Consider the following 15329-nt stretch of genomic DNA (forward strand, 5'->3'; position numbering starts at 1 on the left):
TGGACAGGGGGGCGGCGCGGAGGGCCGCTCAGCGGTCGAAGTCGATCTCCACTTCCTCCGACACCGGGTGCGACTGGCAGGCCAGGACGAACCCGGCCTCCGTCTCCTTCTCCTCCAGGGCGAAGTTCCGGTCCATCCGCACCTCGCCCGTCACCACGAACGCCCGGCAGGTGCCGCACACCCCGCCCTTGCAGGCGTACGGGGCGTCCGCGCGGGCCCGCAGCACCGCGTCGAGCAGGGACTCGCCCTCCCGGACCGGCCAGGTGCCCGAGCGGCCGTCGAGCCGGGCCGTGACCCGGGCGTGGGTGGCGCCGGCCGGGGCGCCGGCCTTGTCGGCGGGCACCGACGGGGCGGTGTCCTCGACGTGGAAGACCTCCTCGTGGACCCGGGTCCGCACCACCCCGAGTGCGCCCAGGGCCCGCTCTGCCCCGGTCACCAGCCCGTACGGCCCGCACAGGAACCAGCCCGCCACCTCCGCGACCGGCAGCAGCGCGGGCAGCAGCTCCGTCAGCCGCTCCTCGCCGAGCCGCCCCGAGGGCAGCCCGGCCTCCTGCTCCTCCCGGGACAGGACGGTGACCAGCTGGAACCGGTCGGGATGGCGGTTCTTGAGGTCGGCGACCTCCTCCAGGAACATCGTCGAGGCCGCGCTGCGGTCACTGCGCACCAGGCAGAACCGGGCGTCGGGCCGGGCCGCCAGCAGGGTGGCGGCGATCGACAGCACCGGGGTGATCCCGCTGCCGCCGACGATCGCGGCATAGTGCGCGGCGGGCGGGGCGGCCGCCGGGTCCAGGACGAACCGCCCGGCCGGGACCATCACGTCCAGGGTGTCCCCGGCGGTGATCTCCTTGTGGGCGAACGTGGAGAACTCCCCGCCCTCCACCAGCCGCACCCCGACGCGCAGGGTCGCGGGGCCCGGCCCGTCGGCGGCGGGCGCGGGGGAGCAGATCGAGTACGTACGGCGCACCTCTGACGTGCCGGGGCTGTCGGGGCCGCCGGACCCGCCGGGGGACTGCCGGCGCAGGGTGAGGTGCTGGCCGGGGGCGTGCCGGTACTCGGCGCGCAGCTCCGGCGGGACGGCGAGGGTCAGCGCCACGGAGTCCTCGGTGAGCCGGTCGACCGCCGCCACCGTCAAGGTGTGGAACGCGCCGTGGCGCGCGGGGCGCGCCGGGCTCGCCGGGCTCGCGGACCCCGGCGTGGGCGACGGCGGTGACACGGCCATCTACAGCTCCTTGAAGTGGTCGAACGGTTCGCGGCAGGCGGTGCAGCGGCGCAGCGCCTTGCATGCGGTGGAGGAGAACCGGCTGAGCAGCTCGGTGTCGGTCGATCCGCACTGGGGGCAGCGGACGGACAGGGTGAGCGGGACCGGTCCGCCGGCGGAGTGCGGCCGCGGCGGGGCGATGCCGAACTCGGCCAGCTTGCGGCGGCCCTCGGCGCTGATGTCGTCGGTGGACCAGGCGGGGGCCAGGACGGTGCGCACCCGGACGTCCGGTATGCCGTGGCCGGTCAGGACCCGCTCGATGTCCTCGGACATGGCCTCGATGGCCGGGCAGCCGGTGTACGTGGGGGTGAGGGTGACCTCGACGTGGCCGTCCTCGAACATCCGCAGCCCGCGCATCACGCCGAGCTCGGCGAGGGTGAGCACGGGCAGCTCGGGGTCGGGGACGGAGCCGGCCAGCGCGGCCAGCTCCACCTCGAGCCGGGTCTGGCCCTCGGTCACCACGATGCCCCCGGGTGGCTGCGGTGCAGGTGCTGCATCTCCGCGATCAGGCGGCCGAACGGCTCGGTGTGCAGTCCTTGCCGGCCGGCTCCGGCGGCCCAGGCGCCGTGGCGCGGGCCCTGGGGCAGCTCCAGCCCGGCCCGCTCCAGGACGGCGCCCAGGGCGGCCAGCCAGCGGCCCTCCAGGGCGGCCCAGTCGATGCCGTCGGCCCCGTCGAGACCGTCCACCGGCCGGAACATCTCCCCGGTGTACCTCCACAGCGCGTCCAGCCCGGCGCGCATCCGGGCCCGGCTCTCCGCGGTCCCGTCGCCGAGCCGCAGCGTCCACTGCTCGGCGTGGTCGCGGTGGTAGGCCGTCTCCTTGACCGCCTTCGCGGCGAGCGGCCCGAACGGGCCGTCGCCGAGCGCGAGCTCCCCGTAGAGCTCGTGCTGGTAGAGCGAGAAGTAGAGCTGGCGCGCGATGGTGTGGGCGAAGTCGCCGTTGGGCTGCTCGACCAGCTGGAGGTTGCGGAAGGACCGCTCCTCGCGCAGGTACGCCAGCTCGTCCTCGTCGCCCGCCATCGACAGCAGGACGCGCGCCTGTCCGAGCAGGTCGAGGGCGATGTTGGCGAGGGCGACCTCCTCCTCCAGGACGGGTGCGCGGCCCGCCCACTCGCCGAGGCGGTGGGAGAGGATCAGCGCGTCGTCGCCGAGGGCGAGGACGGCGGCGGTGGGGGCCGCGGGGGCCGCCTCGGCGACGGGACCCGCTTCGGTGCTGAGGCCGGTGCTGAGGCCGCTGCCGGTGCCGGTGCTGGTCACAGGTGGTTCACCCCCTCGGGGATCTCGTAGAAGGTGGGGTGCCGGTAGGGCTTGTCGGCGGACGGGGCGAAGAACGGGTCCCGCTCGTCCGGCGAGGAGGCGGTGATCTCGGTGGAGGGCACGACCCAGATGGAGATGCCCTCGCCGCGCCGGGTGTAGAGATCGCGGGCGTTGCGCAGGGCCATCTCCGCGTCGGGGGCGTGCAGGCTGCCCGCGTGCGTGTGCGAGAGGCCGCGCCGCGAGCGGACGAACACCTCCCACAGGGGCCAGTTCTGCGTCATACCCGCGCCTCGCTTCCGGTGGTGGTGGTTGCTGTTGCCGCTGCTGTGGCCGCCGCCTGCTTCCGCGCGTACGCGGCGGCCGCGTCGCGCACCCAGGCGCCTTCCTCGTGCGCCGCGCGGCGCTGCCCGATCCGCTCCTCGTTGCACGGGCCGTTGCCCTTGAGGACCTCCCAGAACTCCGTCCAGTCGATCGCTCCGAAGTCGTGGTGCCCGCGCTCCTCGTTCCACTTCAGGTCCGGGTCGGGCAGGGTCAGGCCCAGCGACTCGGCCTGCGGGACGGCGATGTCGACGAAGCGCTGGCGCAGCTCGTCATTGGAGTGCCGCTTGATCCGCCAGGCCATCGACTGCGCCGAGTGCCCCGACTCGGCGTCGGGCGGGCCGAACATCATCAGGGAGGGCCACCACCACCGGTCGACGGCGTCCTGCGCCATCGCGTGCTGGGCCTCGGTGCCCCGCGAGAGGGCGAGGAGCAGCTCGTACCCCTGGCGCTGGTGGAAGGACTCCTCCTTGCAGATCCGGACCATGGCCCGCGCGTACGGCCCGTAGGAGCAGCGGCAGATCGGGACCTGGTTGGTGATCGCCGCGCCGTCCACGAGCCAGCCGATGGCGCCGACGTCGGCCCAGGTCAGCGTGGGGTAGTTGAAGATCGAGGAGTACTTCTGCTTCCCGGCGTGGAGTTTGTCGAGGAGCTCGTCGCGGCTGGTGCCCAGCGTCTCGGCGGCGCTGTACAGGTACAGGCCGTGGCCGGCCTCGTCCTGCACCTTGGCCATCAGGATGGCCTTGCGGCGCAGTGAGGGCGCGCGGGTGATCCAGTTCGCCTCGGGCTGCATGCCGATGATCTCGGAATGGGCGTGCTGGGCCATCTGGCGGACCAGGGTGGCGCGGTACTCGTCGGGCATCCAGTCGCGCGGCTCCACGCGCTCATCGGCCGCCACGGCGGCATCGAAGGCCGCCGCGAGCTGGGCGCCGAGGTCGGCGCTCACGCCGATCCCGGCATCCCGTCCCGCGTCCTGCCCCGCCCCCGAGGTCACTGCCGGGGTCACTGCCACCATCACGGCCCCCTGTCAGGAGTCTTTTCCGCCTCGTCCGCCCGACCGACCGATCGTTCGGTTCATGCCCTTCAATGGTGGGACGACGGCCCGTAGGGTGTCAACCTCTGTGGTCAACCCTGTGGACGCCAGATGATCGGGGCGGGATGGATTCGAACGAGCACGAGCCTGCGGAAGGGGACGCACCACCACCCGCCGCACCGCTCGCCGCACCGCCCCATGCACCGCCCACCGCGCCGCCCCACGCACCGCCCCCGCCCAGGGCACCCGGGATCGCCGGTCTGTCCGCCCCGTACCGGGTCGTCGCCGCCCTCGCCCTCGGTGCGGTCGCCGTGGCCGCCTGCTGGCACCTGGCGCTGGTCTTCCTGCACGTCGCGCCGTCCAACACGGTGAGCAAGCAGCACGCGGAGACGGTCGACGGCTGGGTCTATCCCGAGTTCGAACAGAACTGGAAGCTCTTCGCACCCAACCCGCTCCAGCAGAACATCTCCGTCGAGGTGCGCGTGGAGGTGCGGACGGACGAGGGCCTGCTGGTCGTCGGCAACTGGCGCGACCTGTCCGCCGAGGACGGGCGGGCCATCCGCCACAGCCTGTTGCCGAGCCACACCGAGCAGAACGAGCTCCGCCGGGCCTGGGACTTCTTCACCGGCTCGCACGACGAGGACAACAAGGCGAACGGCGAGCGCGGCGAACTCGCGGAGCAGTACCTGCGCCGCATCGCGCTGGACCGCCTCGACCCCCGGACGGAGGCCGACATGGCCGTGGGCAAGGGCGGGCGCCTCGCCGTGGGCCGGATCGTACGGATCCAGCTGCGCGCGGCGACGACGGCGGTCCGCGCGCCCGAGTGGTCCGACGAGCAAACCGACACCCAGACGTACTACCGGGAGCTGCCGTGGTGGACGGTGTGAGCGGCGGCCCGCGGGCCACGGCCGGGCAGGCCACGGCCGGGCAGGCCACGGCCGGGCAGGCCACGGACGGGCGGGCCACGGACGGGCGGGCCACGGCCGGGCAGGCCACGGACGGGCGACTCACGGCCTGGCGGACCGCCGCCGGGCGGGCCCTGGCCAAGGTCACCGGTCAGGCTCTGGGCCCCCACCAGAGCGCCGTGGTCCGCATCGGCTTCGCCGGCACCTGGCTGTTCTTCCTGCTGCGCGAGTTCCCGTACCGCCACGAGCTCTACGGGCCGGACGGCCCCTGGAGCTGGGAGCTGGCGCGCCGGCTGATCGACTCGAACCACGCCTTCACGGTGCTGATGTGGTCGGACTCGTCCCTCTGGTTCGAGATCGTCTACGCCGTCTCCGTGCTGTCGAGCGCGCTGCTGCTGCTGGGCTGGCGCACCCGGGCGACGTCCGTGCTGTTCATGGTCGGGGTGCTGTCCCTGCAGAACCGCAGCGTCTTCATGGGCGACGGCGGGGACAACGTCATCCACCTGATGGCGATCTACCTCGTCCTGACCCGCTGCGCCCGCGTGTGGTCGCTGGACGCCCGCCGCGCCCGCCGGCTCGGCAGTGCCTCGGCAGGGCCCGCGGGGCCGGTGCTGTGGGGCGTGCTCGGCGCGGTGTTCGCGTACGGGGCGGTGACCGACCGGTTCACCACCGGCTGGCTGGTGGCCTTCGCGGCGCTGTGGGTGCTCGCCGCGCTGTGGTGGATGGTCGACCGCCACGAACCGGAGGGGGAGGGCCGCGCGGTCCTCGACGTCCTGGCCAACCTGGTGCACAACGCCGGGATGCTGGTGATCATGGCGGAGGTCTGCCTGATCTACGCGACGGCCGGGTGGTACAAGATCCAGGGCTCGCGCTGGCAGGACGGCACCGCCCTGTACTACCCGCTGGGCCTGGACTACTTCACCCCGTGGCCCGGGCTTTCGGCCTTCCTGGCGGGCAGCGGCACGCTGGTCATGCTGCTGTCGTACGGGACGGTCGCCGTCCAGGTGGCCTTCCCGTTCACGCTGTTCAACCGGCGGATCAAGAACGTGCTGCTGGCGCTGATGATGCTGGAGCACGTGGGGATCGCCGTGCTGCTCGGGCTGCCGTTCTTCTCGCTGGCGATGATCGCCGCGGACGCGGTCTTCCTGCCGACGGCGTTCCTGCTCTGGCTCGGCGCGCGCGCCGCGGCGCTGCGCCCGCGCGGCCGCCGGCCCGCTCCGGAGGTGGAGGCGGAGGCGGAGGCTGAGCCGGGGCCCGGCCCGGAGCGGGAGCGGGAGGAACGGCCGGGGACCGTAGGCTCGGCGGTATGAGCGAGCAGCACGCGGATCCCGAAGATCCCCAGGTCACGGACGGCACCGAACGGCAGTGGCGGGAGGCAGCCGCGCGGGAGGACCTCGTCCTCCTCGACGGGTTCCACGCGCTCAAGCACGCCCTGCGCTTCGGGGCGGACGTGCGCATCGCCGTCGCCGACGAGCCGGATGCCGTACGGGACCTCGCGCACGAGCTGGCTCCGGACGTGGCGGCGGACGTCGCCCGGCTGGTGCGCCGGGCACCGCTGAAGGCGCTGCTGGGCGGGGGCCGGGTGCACCCCACCGGGGTGGCGGCCCTCGCGGTCCGGCCGAGCCGCGCAGAAGGGCTGGCCCGGCTCGCCGCGCTGCCCAGGACGGCCCCGGTCGTCGTCCTCGACAACCCCCGCAACCTCGGCAACGTCGGCGCCGTCGTCCGCCTCGCCGCCGGTTTCGGCGCCACCGGCGTCGTCACCCGCGGCGACCTCGACCCCTGGCATCCCAACGTGGTCCGTGCCGGAGCGGGACTGCACTACGCCACCACCGTGGACCGGGTGGACCTCGACACCCTGCCGCCGGGCCCGCTGTACGCGCTCGACCCGGAGGGCGAGGACATCCGTGCCCTCACCCTCCCGGACGACGCCCTGCTCGCCTTCGGCTCGGAACGCCACGGCATCTCGCCCGAGCTCCGCGCCCGCGCCGACCACCTGGTGTCCCTGCCGATGCGCCCGCAGGTCTCCAGCTACAACCTGGCCACCAGCGTGGCGATGGCCCTCTTCCACTGGGGCGGGCCCCGGCAGGATCCGGAAGAGCCGGTCTAGGCCTGGCGGCGGACCTCCACCACGCGGAAGCGGTTGGAGACGAACGCCCCGTCGCACAGCGCCGCGTTCGCCGCGGGGTTGCCGCCCGAACCGTGGAAGTCGGAGAAGGCCGCGGTCTGGTTCACATAGACCCCGCCCGTCAGGTTCAGCGAGAGCTGCGCCGACTCCTCCAGACAGACCTCCTCGATGGCCCGCTCGGTGTCCGCGGAGGTCGTGTACGCCCCGACCGTCATCGCGCCCTTCTCGCGGACTGTGCGCCGCAGCAGTTCGAGGGCGTCCGCCGTGGAGTCGACCGCCACCGCGAAGGAGACCGGGCCGAAGCACTCGGAGAGGTAGGGGGCGGATTCGTCCGGCTTGGAGGAGTCCAGCTTCACCATCACCGGCGTGCGCACGACGGCTCCCGGGAACTCCGGGTGCGTGATCTCGCGCGAGGCCAGCGCGACCTCGCCGAGCCCGGCCGCCGCCTCCAGACGGGCCTTGACGTCCGGGTTGACCAGCGCGCCGAGCAGCGCGTTGGCCCGGGCGTCGTCGCCGAGGAGACCGCCGACCGAGCCGGCGAGGTCCGCGACGACCTCGTCGTACGACTTGTGCCCGGCGTCCGTCTCGATGCCGTCGCGCGGGATCAGCAGGTTCTGCGGGGTGGTGCACATCTGGCCGCTGTACAGGGACAGCGAGAAGGCCAGGTTGGACAGCATCCCCTTGTAGTCGTCGGTGGAGTCCAGGACGACGGTGTTGACGCCGGCCTTCTCCGTGTAGACCTGCGCCTGGCGGGCGTTGGCCTCGAGCCACTCGCCGAACTCGGTGGACCCGGTGTAGTCGATGACCTTGATCTCGGGGCGGACGGCGAGCTCCTTGGCGATGCCCTCGCCCGGCCGCTCCACCGCCAGCGCCACCAGGTTCGGGTCGAAGCCGGCGCCCGCGAGGACCTCGCGGGCCACCTGGACGGTCAGCGCCAGCGGGAGCACGGCGCGCGGGTGCGGCTTGACCAGCACCGGGTTGCCCGTGGCGAGGGAGGCGAAGATCCCCGGGTAGCCGTTCCAGGTGGGGAAGGTGTTGCAGCCGATCATCAGGGAGATCCCGCGCGGGACGGCCGTGAAGGTCTTGCCCAGCTCCAGCGGGTCCTTCTTGCCCTGCGGCTTCGACCAGTCGGCCTGCCCCGGGACCCGGGTCTGCTCCTCGTACGCGTAGGCAACCGCCTCCAGGCCGCGGTCCTGCGCGTGCGGGCCGCCCGCCTGGAACGCCATCATGAAGGCCTGGCCGCTGGTGTGCATGACCGCGTGCGCGAACTCGTGCGTCCGCGCGGAGATCCGGGCCAGGATCTCGATGCAGACCAGGGCGCGGGTCTCCGGACCGGCGTCCCGCCAGGCCGCCATGCCGGCCCGCATCGCGGGCAGCAGCACGTCCGGGTCCACGTGCGGGTACTCGACGCCGAGCTCCACGCCGTACGGGGAGGTCTCCGCGCCCGTCCAGTCGTCGGTGCCGGGCTGCCCGAGGTCGAGCCGGGTGCCGCGCAGCGCCTCGAAGGCGGCGAGGCCGTCGGCTCCGGCGGTCTCCCCGTACGCCTTGGGGTGCTCGGGGTGCGGGGACCAGTAGGCGCGGCTGCGGATCGTGGCCAGGGCCTGGTCCAGGGTGGGCCGGTGCTTGGCGGACAGCTGGGGGACGGTGAGCTCGGCGGCCATCAGGGACCAACTCCTCGTTGAGCCGGGCGGGATCAGGCGATCGGGTCGGGCAAGAAGGGATGAAGAAGAGCAGACTGGAGTTAGAGTAACCGAACGATCGGTCGGGACAAGAGGGCCCGGCGGGCCTGTGGACAAGTCGGTGCGGGAGGATCGGGTCATGACAGCAATCGAGCGGTCCCGCACAGTGGCGGTAGTCGGCGCGGGGACCATGGGGCAGGGCATCGCCCAGGTCGCCCTTCTCGCAGGTCACCGCGTGCTGCTCTACGACATCGACGCCGTCCTCGCCGCCGACGCGGTCGGCTTCGTGCAGGACCGCGTCGAGCGGATGGCCGCCAAGGGCCGGCTGGATCGGGCCGAGGCCGAGGACGCGATCGGCCGAATCGATTCGGCGGCCGAACTGTCCGGGCTGGCGGGCGCCGCCCTCGTCGTCGAGGCGGTCGTCGAGGACGCCTCCGTCAAGCGCGCGCTGTTCGCCGCACTCGAAGAGGTGGTTTCGCCGGACGCGCTGCTGGCCACCAACACCTCCTCCCTCTCCGTCACCGAGCTCGCCGCGGGCCTCGCGCACCCCGGCCGCTTCCTCGGCCTGCACTTCTTCAACCCGGCCCCGCTGCTCCCGCTGGTCGAGGTGGTCTCCGGGTTCGCGACCGAACCGGCCGCCGCCGAGCGCGCGTACCGCACCGTGCTGGGCTGGGGGAAGACGCCGGTGCGCTGCGCCGACACCCCGGGCTTCATCGTCAACCGGATCGCCCGCCCCTTCTACGCCGAGGCCTTCGCGGTGTACGAGGAGCAGGGCGCCGATCCGGCCACCATCGACGCCGTGCTCCGCGAGAGCGGCGGCTTCAAGATGGGCCCCTTCGCGCTGACCGACCTGATCGGCCAGGATGTCAACGAGGCCGTCACCCGCTCCGTGTGGGAGTCCTTCTTCCGCAGCCCCAAGTTCACCCCGTCCCTCGCGCAGCGCCGGCTGGTCCAGTCGGGCCGCCTCGGCCGCAAGTCGGGGCACGGCTGGTACCCGTACGGCCCGGACGCGAAGGCCCCGGCCCCGCACACGGCCGGACCCGAGGACGCTCCGGGCGCGGTCACCGTGGTCGGCGACCTCGGGCCCGCCGCCGGCCTCACCGAGCTCCTGGAGGAGGCCGGGATCGCGGTCACGGCCGTCGGCCACGGGGGCCCGTACATCCAGCTCCCCGGCGAGGGGCAGCTCGTGCTCGCCGACGGCAAGACCTCGATCGAGTTCGCCGACGTCGTCTACTTCGACCTCGCCTTCGACTACCGCGCCGCGACCCGCGTCGCGCTCTCGGTGAGCGAGGACACCAGCGAGCGGACCCTCGCGGAGGCCGTCGGGCTGTTCCAGAAGCTCGGCAAGAAGGTCTCCGTCATCGGCGACGTCCCCGGCATGATCGTGGCCCGGACCGTCGCGATGCTGATCGACCTCACCGCCGATGCCGTCGCGCGCGGGGTGGCGGTCGCCGAGGACATCGACACGGCGATGAGGCTCGGGGTCAACTACCCCGCGGGCCCCGCCGAATGGCACGACCGGCTCGGCCGCGACTGGGCGTACGACCTGCTGCACCACCTCGACGCGCGCTGTCCGGGCGGCCGGTACGCGCCCTCGCTGGCGCTGTACAAGCTGGGGTACGCGGCGGGGGAGGAAGACGCCGAGGACGGGGACGAGGCGTACGACGAGGCGGGGGAGACGGAATGACGACGGCCAAGCGGGACACCTACACGCCCGAGACCCTCCTGTCCGTCGCCGTCCAGGTCTTCAACGAGCGCGGCTACGACGGCACCTCGATGGAGCACCTCTCCAAGGCCGCCGGCATCTCCAAGTCCTCGATCTACCACCACGTCGCGGGCAAGGAGGAGCTGCTCCACCGGGCCGTCAGCCGGGCGCTGGACGAGCTCTTCGCGGTGCTGGGCGAGCCCGGGGCGGTACGGGGACGCGCGGTCGAGCGCGTCGAGTACGTCACCCGGCGCACGGTCGAGGTCCTCGTCGCGGAACTGCCGTACGTGACGCTGCTGCTGCGGGTCCGGGGAAACACCCGCACCGAGCGCTGGGCGTTGGAGCGGCGCCGCGAGTTCGACCACCAGGTCGCGGAGCTCCTGAAGGCCGCCGCCGCCGAGGGCGACCTGCGGGCGGACGTGGACATCCGCCTCGCCACCCGCCTCCTCTTCGGCATGGTCAACTCCCTGGTCGAGTGGTACCGCCCGCACCCGGGCACCACCTCGGACCAGCTGGCGGACGCGGTGGTCAGCATGGCCCTGGACGGCCTGCGCACCCAGCGCTGACCGGGCGCACGCCCGGCCTCCGGCTCGGCGCAGGCGGGGCGGGGCAGGGCGGGGCGGAGGCTCAGTCCTCGGAGATCGTCGGGCCCGCGGACGGGTCGCGGGCCAGCAGGTCCGTTTCCTCGAAGACCAGCAGGGTGCGGGTGGAGAGGACCTCCGGGATGGACTGGAGGCGGGTCAGGACCAGCTCGCGCAGGGTGCGGTTGTCGGGGGTGTGGACCAGGAGCAGGACGTCGAAATCGCCGCTGACCAGGGCGATGTGGGCGGCGCCCGGGAGCTCGCGGAGCTGCTCGCGGACCGTCCGCCAGGAGTTTTGGACGATCTTCAGGGTGATGTAGGCGGAGGCGCCCTGCCCGGCGCGCTCGTGGTTGACGCGGGCGGTGAAGCCCCGGATCACGCCGTCGTCGATGAGCCGGTTGATGCGGGCGTAGGCGTTGGCCCGGGAGACGTGGACCTGCTCGGCGACGGACCGTATCGAGGCGCGGCCGTCCGCCTGGAGCAGGCGCACGATCGAGCGGTCGATGGAGTCGAGGGGGCGCGGCGGTCCGGGCGGTCCGCCCGGTCCGGGCGCTCCGGGCGGCACCGGCGGGCCCGCCGGTGCGCCGGTACCCGGGAGTGCGCCCCCGGATGCGCCCCCCGCCCCGGGCACCACTCCGGAACCCGCTCCGGCCATTTGTTCATCCGCCATCGCCCGCTGCCTGCCTCTCCTGGACGTCCTGCACCCATCCCAGGGCCCCGCCGCCACTTTGTCCACAGCCTGGGGCTGCCTGTAGCCAAATTGCGCGGACAACCGAACAATCGGTAGGTGAGGGGCCTCACACCCGGGGCCCTCCCCGCCCGCTTCCCACGAGGAGGTGTACGCCGCCATGACGGTCCAAGAGCTGCCCGGTGCCGGTGCGTCCCACCGCTCAACGGGGTGTGACTCGGGCCACGAAGATTGGGCGTAACGCTCAGCGAGGTCACGCGATGACCTAAGAGGTGATGGCCGACGGAGGGAAGACAGCAGCCCTTGCGGGTGCTGTACAGCTCCCCGGCCCCTGCCCGCGCCCCCGGCCCATCCCCAGTCGGTGGTCGTCGGCTCCGGTCCAGCACCACCAGGCCCGGGGTCGGAAGCCGTTTCCATCGTTCCGAGAGGTTGTTCGTGTCGGCCAGCACATCCCGTACGCTCCCGCCGGAGATCGCCGATTCCGAGTCTGTGATGGCGCTCATCGAGCGGGGCAAGGCCGAGGGGCAGATCGCCGGCGATGACGTGCGTCGGGCCTTCGAGGCTGACCAGATTCCTGCGACCCAGTGGAAGAATGTTCTGCGCAGCCTCAACCAGATCCTCGAGGAAGAGGGTGTGACGCTGATGGTCAGTGCCGCGGAGTCGCCCAAGCGCACCACCCGCAAGAGCGTCGCAGCGAAGAGCCCCGTCAAGCGGACGGCGACCGAACCCGTTGCCAAGAAGGCGGCGGCGAAAACGGCGGCCGCGCCGGCGGAGGCCGCGGAGGCCGCGGAGCAGGCTCTGCTGACCGTGGACGCCCTCGCGGAGGGGACCGCGACCGAACCCGCCGCCAAGAAGGCGGCGGCGAAGAAGACGACGGCCAAGAAGGCCGCGCCCGCCAAGAAGACCGCGGCCAAGAAGACCGCCGCGAAGAAGACCGCGGGCAAGAAGGACGCCGACGACGGCGATGAAGAGGGCACGGAGGACGGTTCCGCCGAGGCCAAGGGCGAGTCCGACGAGGACGAGGAAGGCGGGGAGAACAAGGGCTTCGTCATCTCGGACGACGAGGACGACGCCCCCGCCCAGCAGGTCGTCGTGGCCGGCGCCACCGCCGACCCCGTCAAGGACTACCTCAAGCAGATCGGCAAGGTCCCCCTCCTCAACGCCGAGCAGGAGGTCGAGCTCGCCAAGCGCATCGAGGCCGGGCTCTTCGGCGAGGACAAGCTCGCCAACTCCGACAAGCTGGCGCCCAAGCTCAAGCGCGAGCTGGAGATCATCGCCGAGGACGGCCGCCGCGCCAAGAACCACCTGCTGGAGGCCAACCTCCGCCTCGTGGTCTCGCTGGCCAAGCGCTACACCGGCCGCGGCATGCTCTTCCTGGACCTGATCCAGGAGGGCAACCTGGGTCTGATCCGTGCGGTCGAGAAGTTCGACTACACCAAGGGCTACAAGTTCTCCACGTACGCCACGTGGTGGATCCGGCAGGCGATCACCCGCGCCATGGCCGACCAGGCCCGCACCATCCGCATCCCGGTGCACATGGTCGAAGTGATCAACAAGCTGGCCCGCGTCCAGCGCCAGATGCTCCAGGACCTGGGCCGCGAGCCCACCCCGGAGGAACTGGCCAAGGAACTCGACATGACCCCCGAGAAGGTCATCGAGGTCCAGAAGTACGGTCGCGAGCCGATCTCCCTGCACACCCCGCTGGGCGAGGACGGCGACAGCGAGTTCGGCGACCTCATCGAGGACTCCGAGGCGGTCGTCCCGGCCGACGCCGTGAGCTTCACGCTGCTGCAGGAACAGCTCCACTCCGTGCTCGACACGCTGAGCGAGCGCGAGGCGGGCGTGGTCTCCATGCGCTTCGGCCTCACGGACGGCCAGCCCAAGACCCTCGACGAGATCGGCAAGGTCTACGGGGTGACGCGCGAGCGCATCCGCCAGATCGAGTCGAAGACCATGTCGAAGCTCCGTCACCCCTCCCGGTCCCAGGTCCTGCGCGACTACCTGGACTGACCCGGACCGGCCGGCGGGCGGGTCCTCGCGGGCCCGTGCAGGTCGTCGCCGGTGGTCGCGCGGGTGCGCACGGCCACCGGGCGTCCCACTCTGGGTGGAGTCATGCACACTCGGAGTCAGGAGGCCTCATGCGTCGTCCCTTTGCCCGTGTCCTGGCGGGCGCGCTGACCCTGGTGGCGGGAGCGGCGGCGGCGCCGCTGAGCCAGGCGCCGCGAGCCGCGGCGGACAGCGTGGTGATAGGCGGAAAGCCGGTCAAGGTGGCGGACGCCCCGTGGGTCGTGGCCCTCGCGAGCCGTGACCGGTTCGGGGGTACGCGGGGCGGACAGTTCTGCGGGGGTGTGCTCGTCGCCCCGACCAAGGTGCTGACCGCGGCGCACTGCCTGGCGCGCCAGGTGCTCGGCGGCCCGGTCGACTCGGTCCGAGACTTCCGGGTGATCACCGGGCGTACGGAGCTGCGCGCCGCCGAGGGGCGGGAGATCGCGGTGCGCTCCGCCCGGGTGAACCCCGGCTACGACCCCGCCAGCAACGCGGGCGACCTGGCCGTACTGGAACTGGACGAAGCCGTGCCGCCGCAGTACGTACTGCCGATGGCCGGCGCCGGGCATCCGGCGTACGGGGCGGGAACGGACGCGGCCGTGTACGGCTGGGGCGACACGAGCGGATTCGGCGACTACGCCTACGCGCTGCGGGCCGCCAGGGTGACGGTGCTGGCGGACGAGGTGTGCGGGCGGGCCTACCCCGGGGACGCCGACGGGCAGTACCGGGCCGACTCCATGGTGTGCGCGGGGGACCGCGAGGGCGGCAAGGACGCCTGCCAGGGGGACAGCGGCGGGCCGCTGGTGGCCCAGGGCAGGCTCATCGGACTGGTGTCCTGGGGGCGCGGCTGCGGGCGCGCCGACAGCCCGGGGGTGTACACGCGGATCGCACCGCTGCTCGGCTTCGTCGCCGAGCTCGCCAACGGCCCGGAGGCGGCCCAGGCGAAGCGGGAGCGCCCTGAGGTCCGCGCGGGCCTGGGGGTGGGCGTACGGCCCGCTCAGGGGCCCGGAAGGGCCCCCGTGGCGGAAGACTGGCCCCCGTCCAGGCGCTGAGGCCCGGATCCGGGCAGGTCCGGGCATGAGGACGGGCGGCACCCCTGGGTCTCAGAGGTGCCGCCCGTCGACCGGCCTGGCCGGTCCTGGCTCGTCGGATGCGAGGTGCAGGCCTTGTGTCAGCGGTCCTCGGGTTCGGCGGCACTGGCCGCCGGAGCGGACGTAAGCCGCTCGGTCTCATCCTGTATTTCCGCGGCGATCTTCTTGAGTTCCGGCTCGAACTTACGTCCGTGGTGGGCGCAGAAGAGCAGTTCACCACCGCTCAGCAGGACGACGCGCAGATATGCCTGGGCGCCGCAGCGGTCGCATCGGTCAGCGGCCGTCAGCGGGGTCGCGGGTGTCAGAACAGTAGTCACGTCGCCTCTTCTCTAGCTCGACGAGCTGTCGTACCAGGGTCAACATCCAACCAGGCCGAAAACGTTCCCGCTCGCGGCTTTTCCTCGAAACTTCCTTCCGAAGCTGGCCGGCTGCTGCCGGTTGGCGGCGAAGGAGCCGTATTGCGTTGCTTTACGGTTTCGCGTTGTCAGGTCGTTCGCTTGTTGCAGTTCCGCCCTCTCCGGCTGAGTGCCGGTTGTTCATGAGGACGTGCCCGAACACTAAATGGTTCATGCGTGGAAGGGAACGTGATGTTTCCTTCACCCCCACGGGGGATCGAACATCCGTGCGCATCTGGACTAGGCTGA

At 72.5% G+C, this 15329-nt stretch carries 15 protein-coding genes; 7 read left to right on the forward strand and 8 right to left on the reverse strand.

The window, feature by feature from the left end:
• Positions 1–28 precede the first annotated feature (28 nt).
• The 5 genes from DRB89_RS15885 to paaA all read right to left on the reverse strand — a co-directional run bounded on the left by DRB89_RS15885 (position 29) and on the right by paaA (position 3847).
• Positions 29–1219 (reverse strand): 2Fe-2S iron-sulfur cluster-binding protein, encoded by a 1191-nt coding sequence (locus DRB89_RS15885; RefSeq protein ID WP_112446692.1) that lies wholly within the window; start codon positions 1217–1219, stop codon positions 29–31.
• Positions 1220–1720, reverse strand: a complete 501-nt coding sequence (paaD, locus tag DRB89_RS15890; protein WP_112446693.1) for a 1,2-phenylacetyl-CoA epoxidase subunit PaaD — start codon at positions 1718–1720, stop codon at positions 1220–1222. It lies immediately after the preceding gene.
• Entirely contained in the window at positions 1714–2394 is a 681-nt protein-coding gene (gene paaC, locus DRB89_RS15895; protein WP_239516799.1) for a 1,2-phenylacetyl-CoA epoxidase subunit PaaC, read from the reverse strand. The genes paaD and paaC overlap by 7 nt, the downstream gene beginning before the upstream one ends.
• A 116-nt stretch (positions 2395–2510) precedes the next feature.
• Positions 2511–2795 carry a 1,2-phenylacetyl-CoA epoxidase subunit PaaB gene (gene paaB / locus DRB89_RS15900; protein ID WP_030153111.1) on the reverse strand — a complete coding sequence of 95 codons (285 nt, stop codon included), beginning with the start codon at positions 2793–2795 and terminating at the stop codon, positions 2511–2513.
• Positions 2792–3847 carry a 1,2-phenylacetyl-CoA epoxidase subunit PaaA gene (paaA, locus tag DRB89_RS15905; protein WP_204357626.1) on the reverse strand — a complete coding sequence of 352 codons (1056 nt, stop codon included), beginning with the start codon at positions 3845–3847 and terminating at the stop codon, positions 2792–2794. The genes paaB and paaA overlap by 4 nt, the downstream gene beginning before the upstream one ends.
• Before the next feature lie 71 nt (positions 3848–3918).
• On the opposite strand from paaA, the gene DRB89_RS15910 reads away from it, so the two are divergent.
• From DRB89_RS15910 to DRB89_RS15920, 3 genes are all read left to right on the forward strand, one after another.
• Complete coding sequence (locus DRB89_RS15910; RefSeq protein WP_112446695.1) at positions 3919–4752, forward strand: DUF5819 family protein; 834 nt, start codon at positions 3919–3921, stop codon at positions 4750–4752.
• 152 nt (positions 4753–4904) lie between these two features.
• The gene (locus DRB89_RS15915) at positions 4905–6080 is read left to right on the forward strand and encodes an HTTM domain-containing protein (protein WP_239516800.1); all 1176 of its coding nucleotides are present in this window, start codon (positions 4905–4907) and stop codon (positions 6078–6080) included.
• Positions 6077–6877, forward strand: a complete 801-nt coding sequence (locus DRB89_RS15920) for an RNA methyltransferase (RefSeq protein ID WP_112446696.1) — start codon at positions 6077–6079, stop codon at positions 6875–6877. Before DRB89_RS15915 ends, DRB89_RS15920 begins: the two co-directional genes overlap by 4 nt.
• Here the strand turns inward: DRB89_RS15920 and paaN are convergent.
• Positions 6874–8556 (reverse strand): phenylacetic acid degradation protein PaaN, encoded by a 1683-nt coding sequence (gene paaN / locus DRB89_RS15925; protein WP_112446697.1) that lies wholly within the window; start codon positions 8554–8556, stop codon positions 6874–6876. The genes DRB89_RS15920 and paaN overlap by 4 nt on opposite strands.
• 157 nt (positions 8557–8713) lie before the next feature.
• Here paaN and DRB89_RS15930 point away from each other — a divergent pair, with 157 nt between their 5' ends.
• The gene (locus DRB89_RS15930) at positions 8714–10261 is read left to right on the forward strand and encodes a 3-hydroxyacyl-CoA dehydrogenase (RefSeq protein ID WP_112453181.1); all 1548 of its coding nucleotides are present in this window, start codon (positions 8714–8716) and stop codon (positions 10259–10261) included.
• The gene (locus tag DRB89_RS15935; RefSeq protein ID WP_112446698.1) at positions 10258–10845 is read left to right on the forward strand and encodes a TetR/AcrR family transcriptional regulator; all 588 of its coding nucleotides are present in this window, start codon (positions 10258–10260) and stop codon (positions 10843–10845) included. Before DRB89_RS15930 ends, DRB89_RS15935 begins: the two co-directional genes overlap by 4 nt.
• Before the next feature lie 61 nt (positions 10846–10906).
• On the opposite strand, the gene DRB89_RS15940 is transcribed toward DRB89_RS15935, so the two are convergent.
• Positions 10907–11530 carry an Lrp/AsnC family transcriptional regulator gene (locus DRB89_RS15940; protein ID WP_239516170.1) on the reverse strand — a complete coding sequence of 208 codons (624 nt, stop codon included), beginning with the start codon at positions 11528–11530 and terminating at the stop codon, positions 10907–10909.
• A 453-nt stretch (positions 11531–11983) separates the two neighbouring features.
• On the opposite strand from DRB89_RS15940, the gene DRB89_RS15945 reads away from it, so the two are divergent.
• Both DRB89_RS15945 and DRB89_RS15950 read left to right on the forward strand, forming a co-directional pair.
• A complete protein-coding gene (locus DRB89_RS15945) occupies positions 11984–13558 on the forward strand; it encodes an RNA polymerase sigma factor (protein WP_275431895.1) in 1575 nt (524 codons plus the stop codon).
• Positions 13559–13686: 128 nt separating this feature from the next.
• Positions 13687–14646, forward strand: coding sequence for a serine protease (locus tag DRB89_RS15950; RefSeq protein ID WP_112449102.1), 960 nt, complete (start codon positions 13687–13689; stop codon positions 14644–14646).
• 119 nt (positions 14647–14765) lie between these two features.
• Here DRB89_RS15950 and DRB89_RS15955 read toward each other — a convergent pair whose 3' ends face one another.
• Positions 14766–15002, reverse strand: a complete 237-nt coding sequence (locus tag DRB89_RS15955; RefSeq protein WP_112449103.1) for a hypothetical protein — start codon at positions 15000–15002, stop codon at positions 14766–14768.
• Positions 15003–15329 lie beyond the last annotated feature (327 nt).

The sequence above is a fragment of the Streptomyces sp. ICC4 genome, assembly GCF_003287915.1.
GTDB lineage: Bacteria > Actinomycetota > Actinomycetes > Streptomycetales > Streptomycetaceae > Streptomyces > Streptomyces tritrimontium.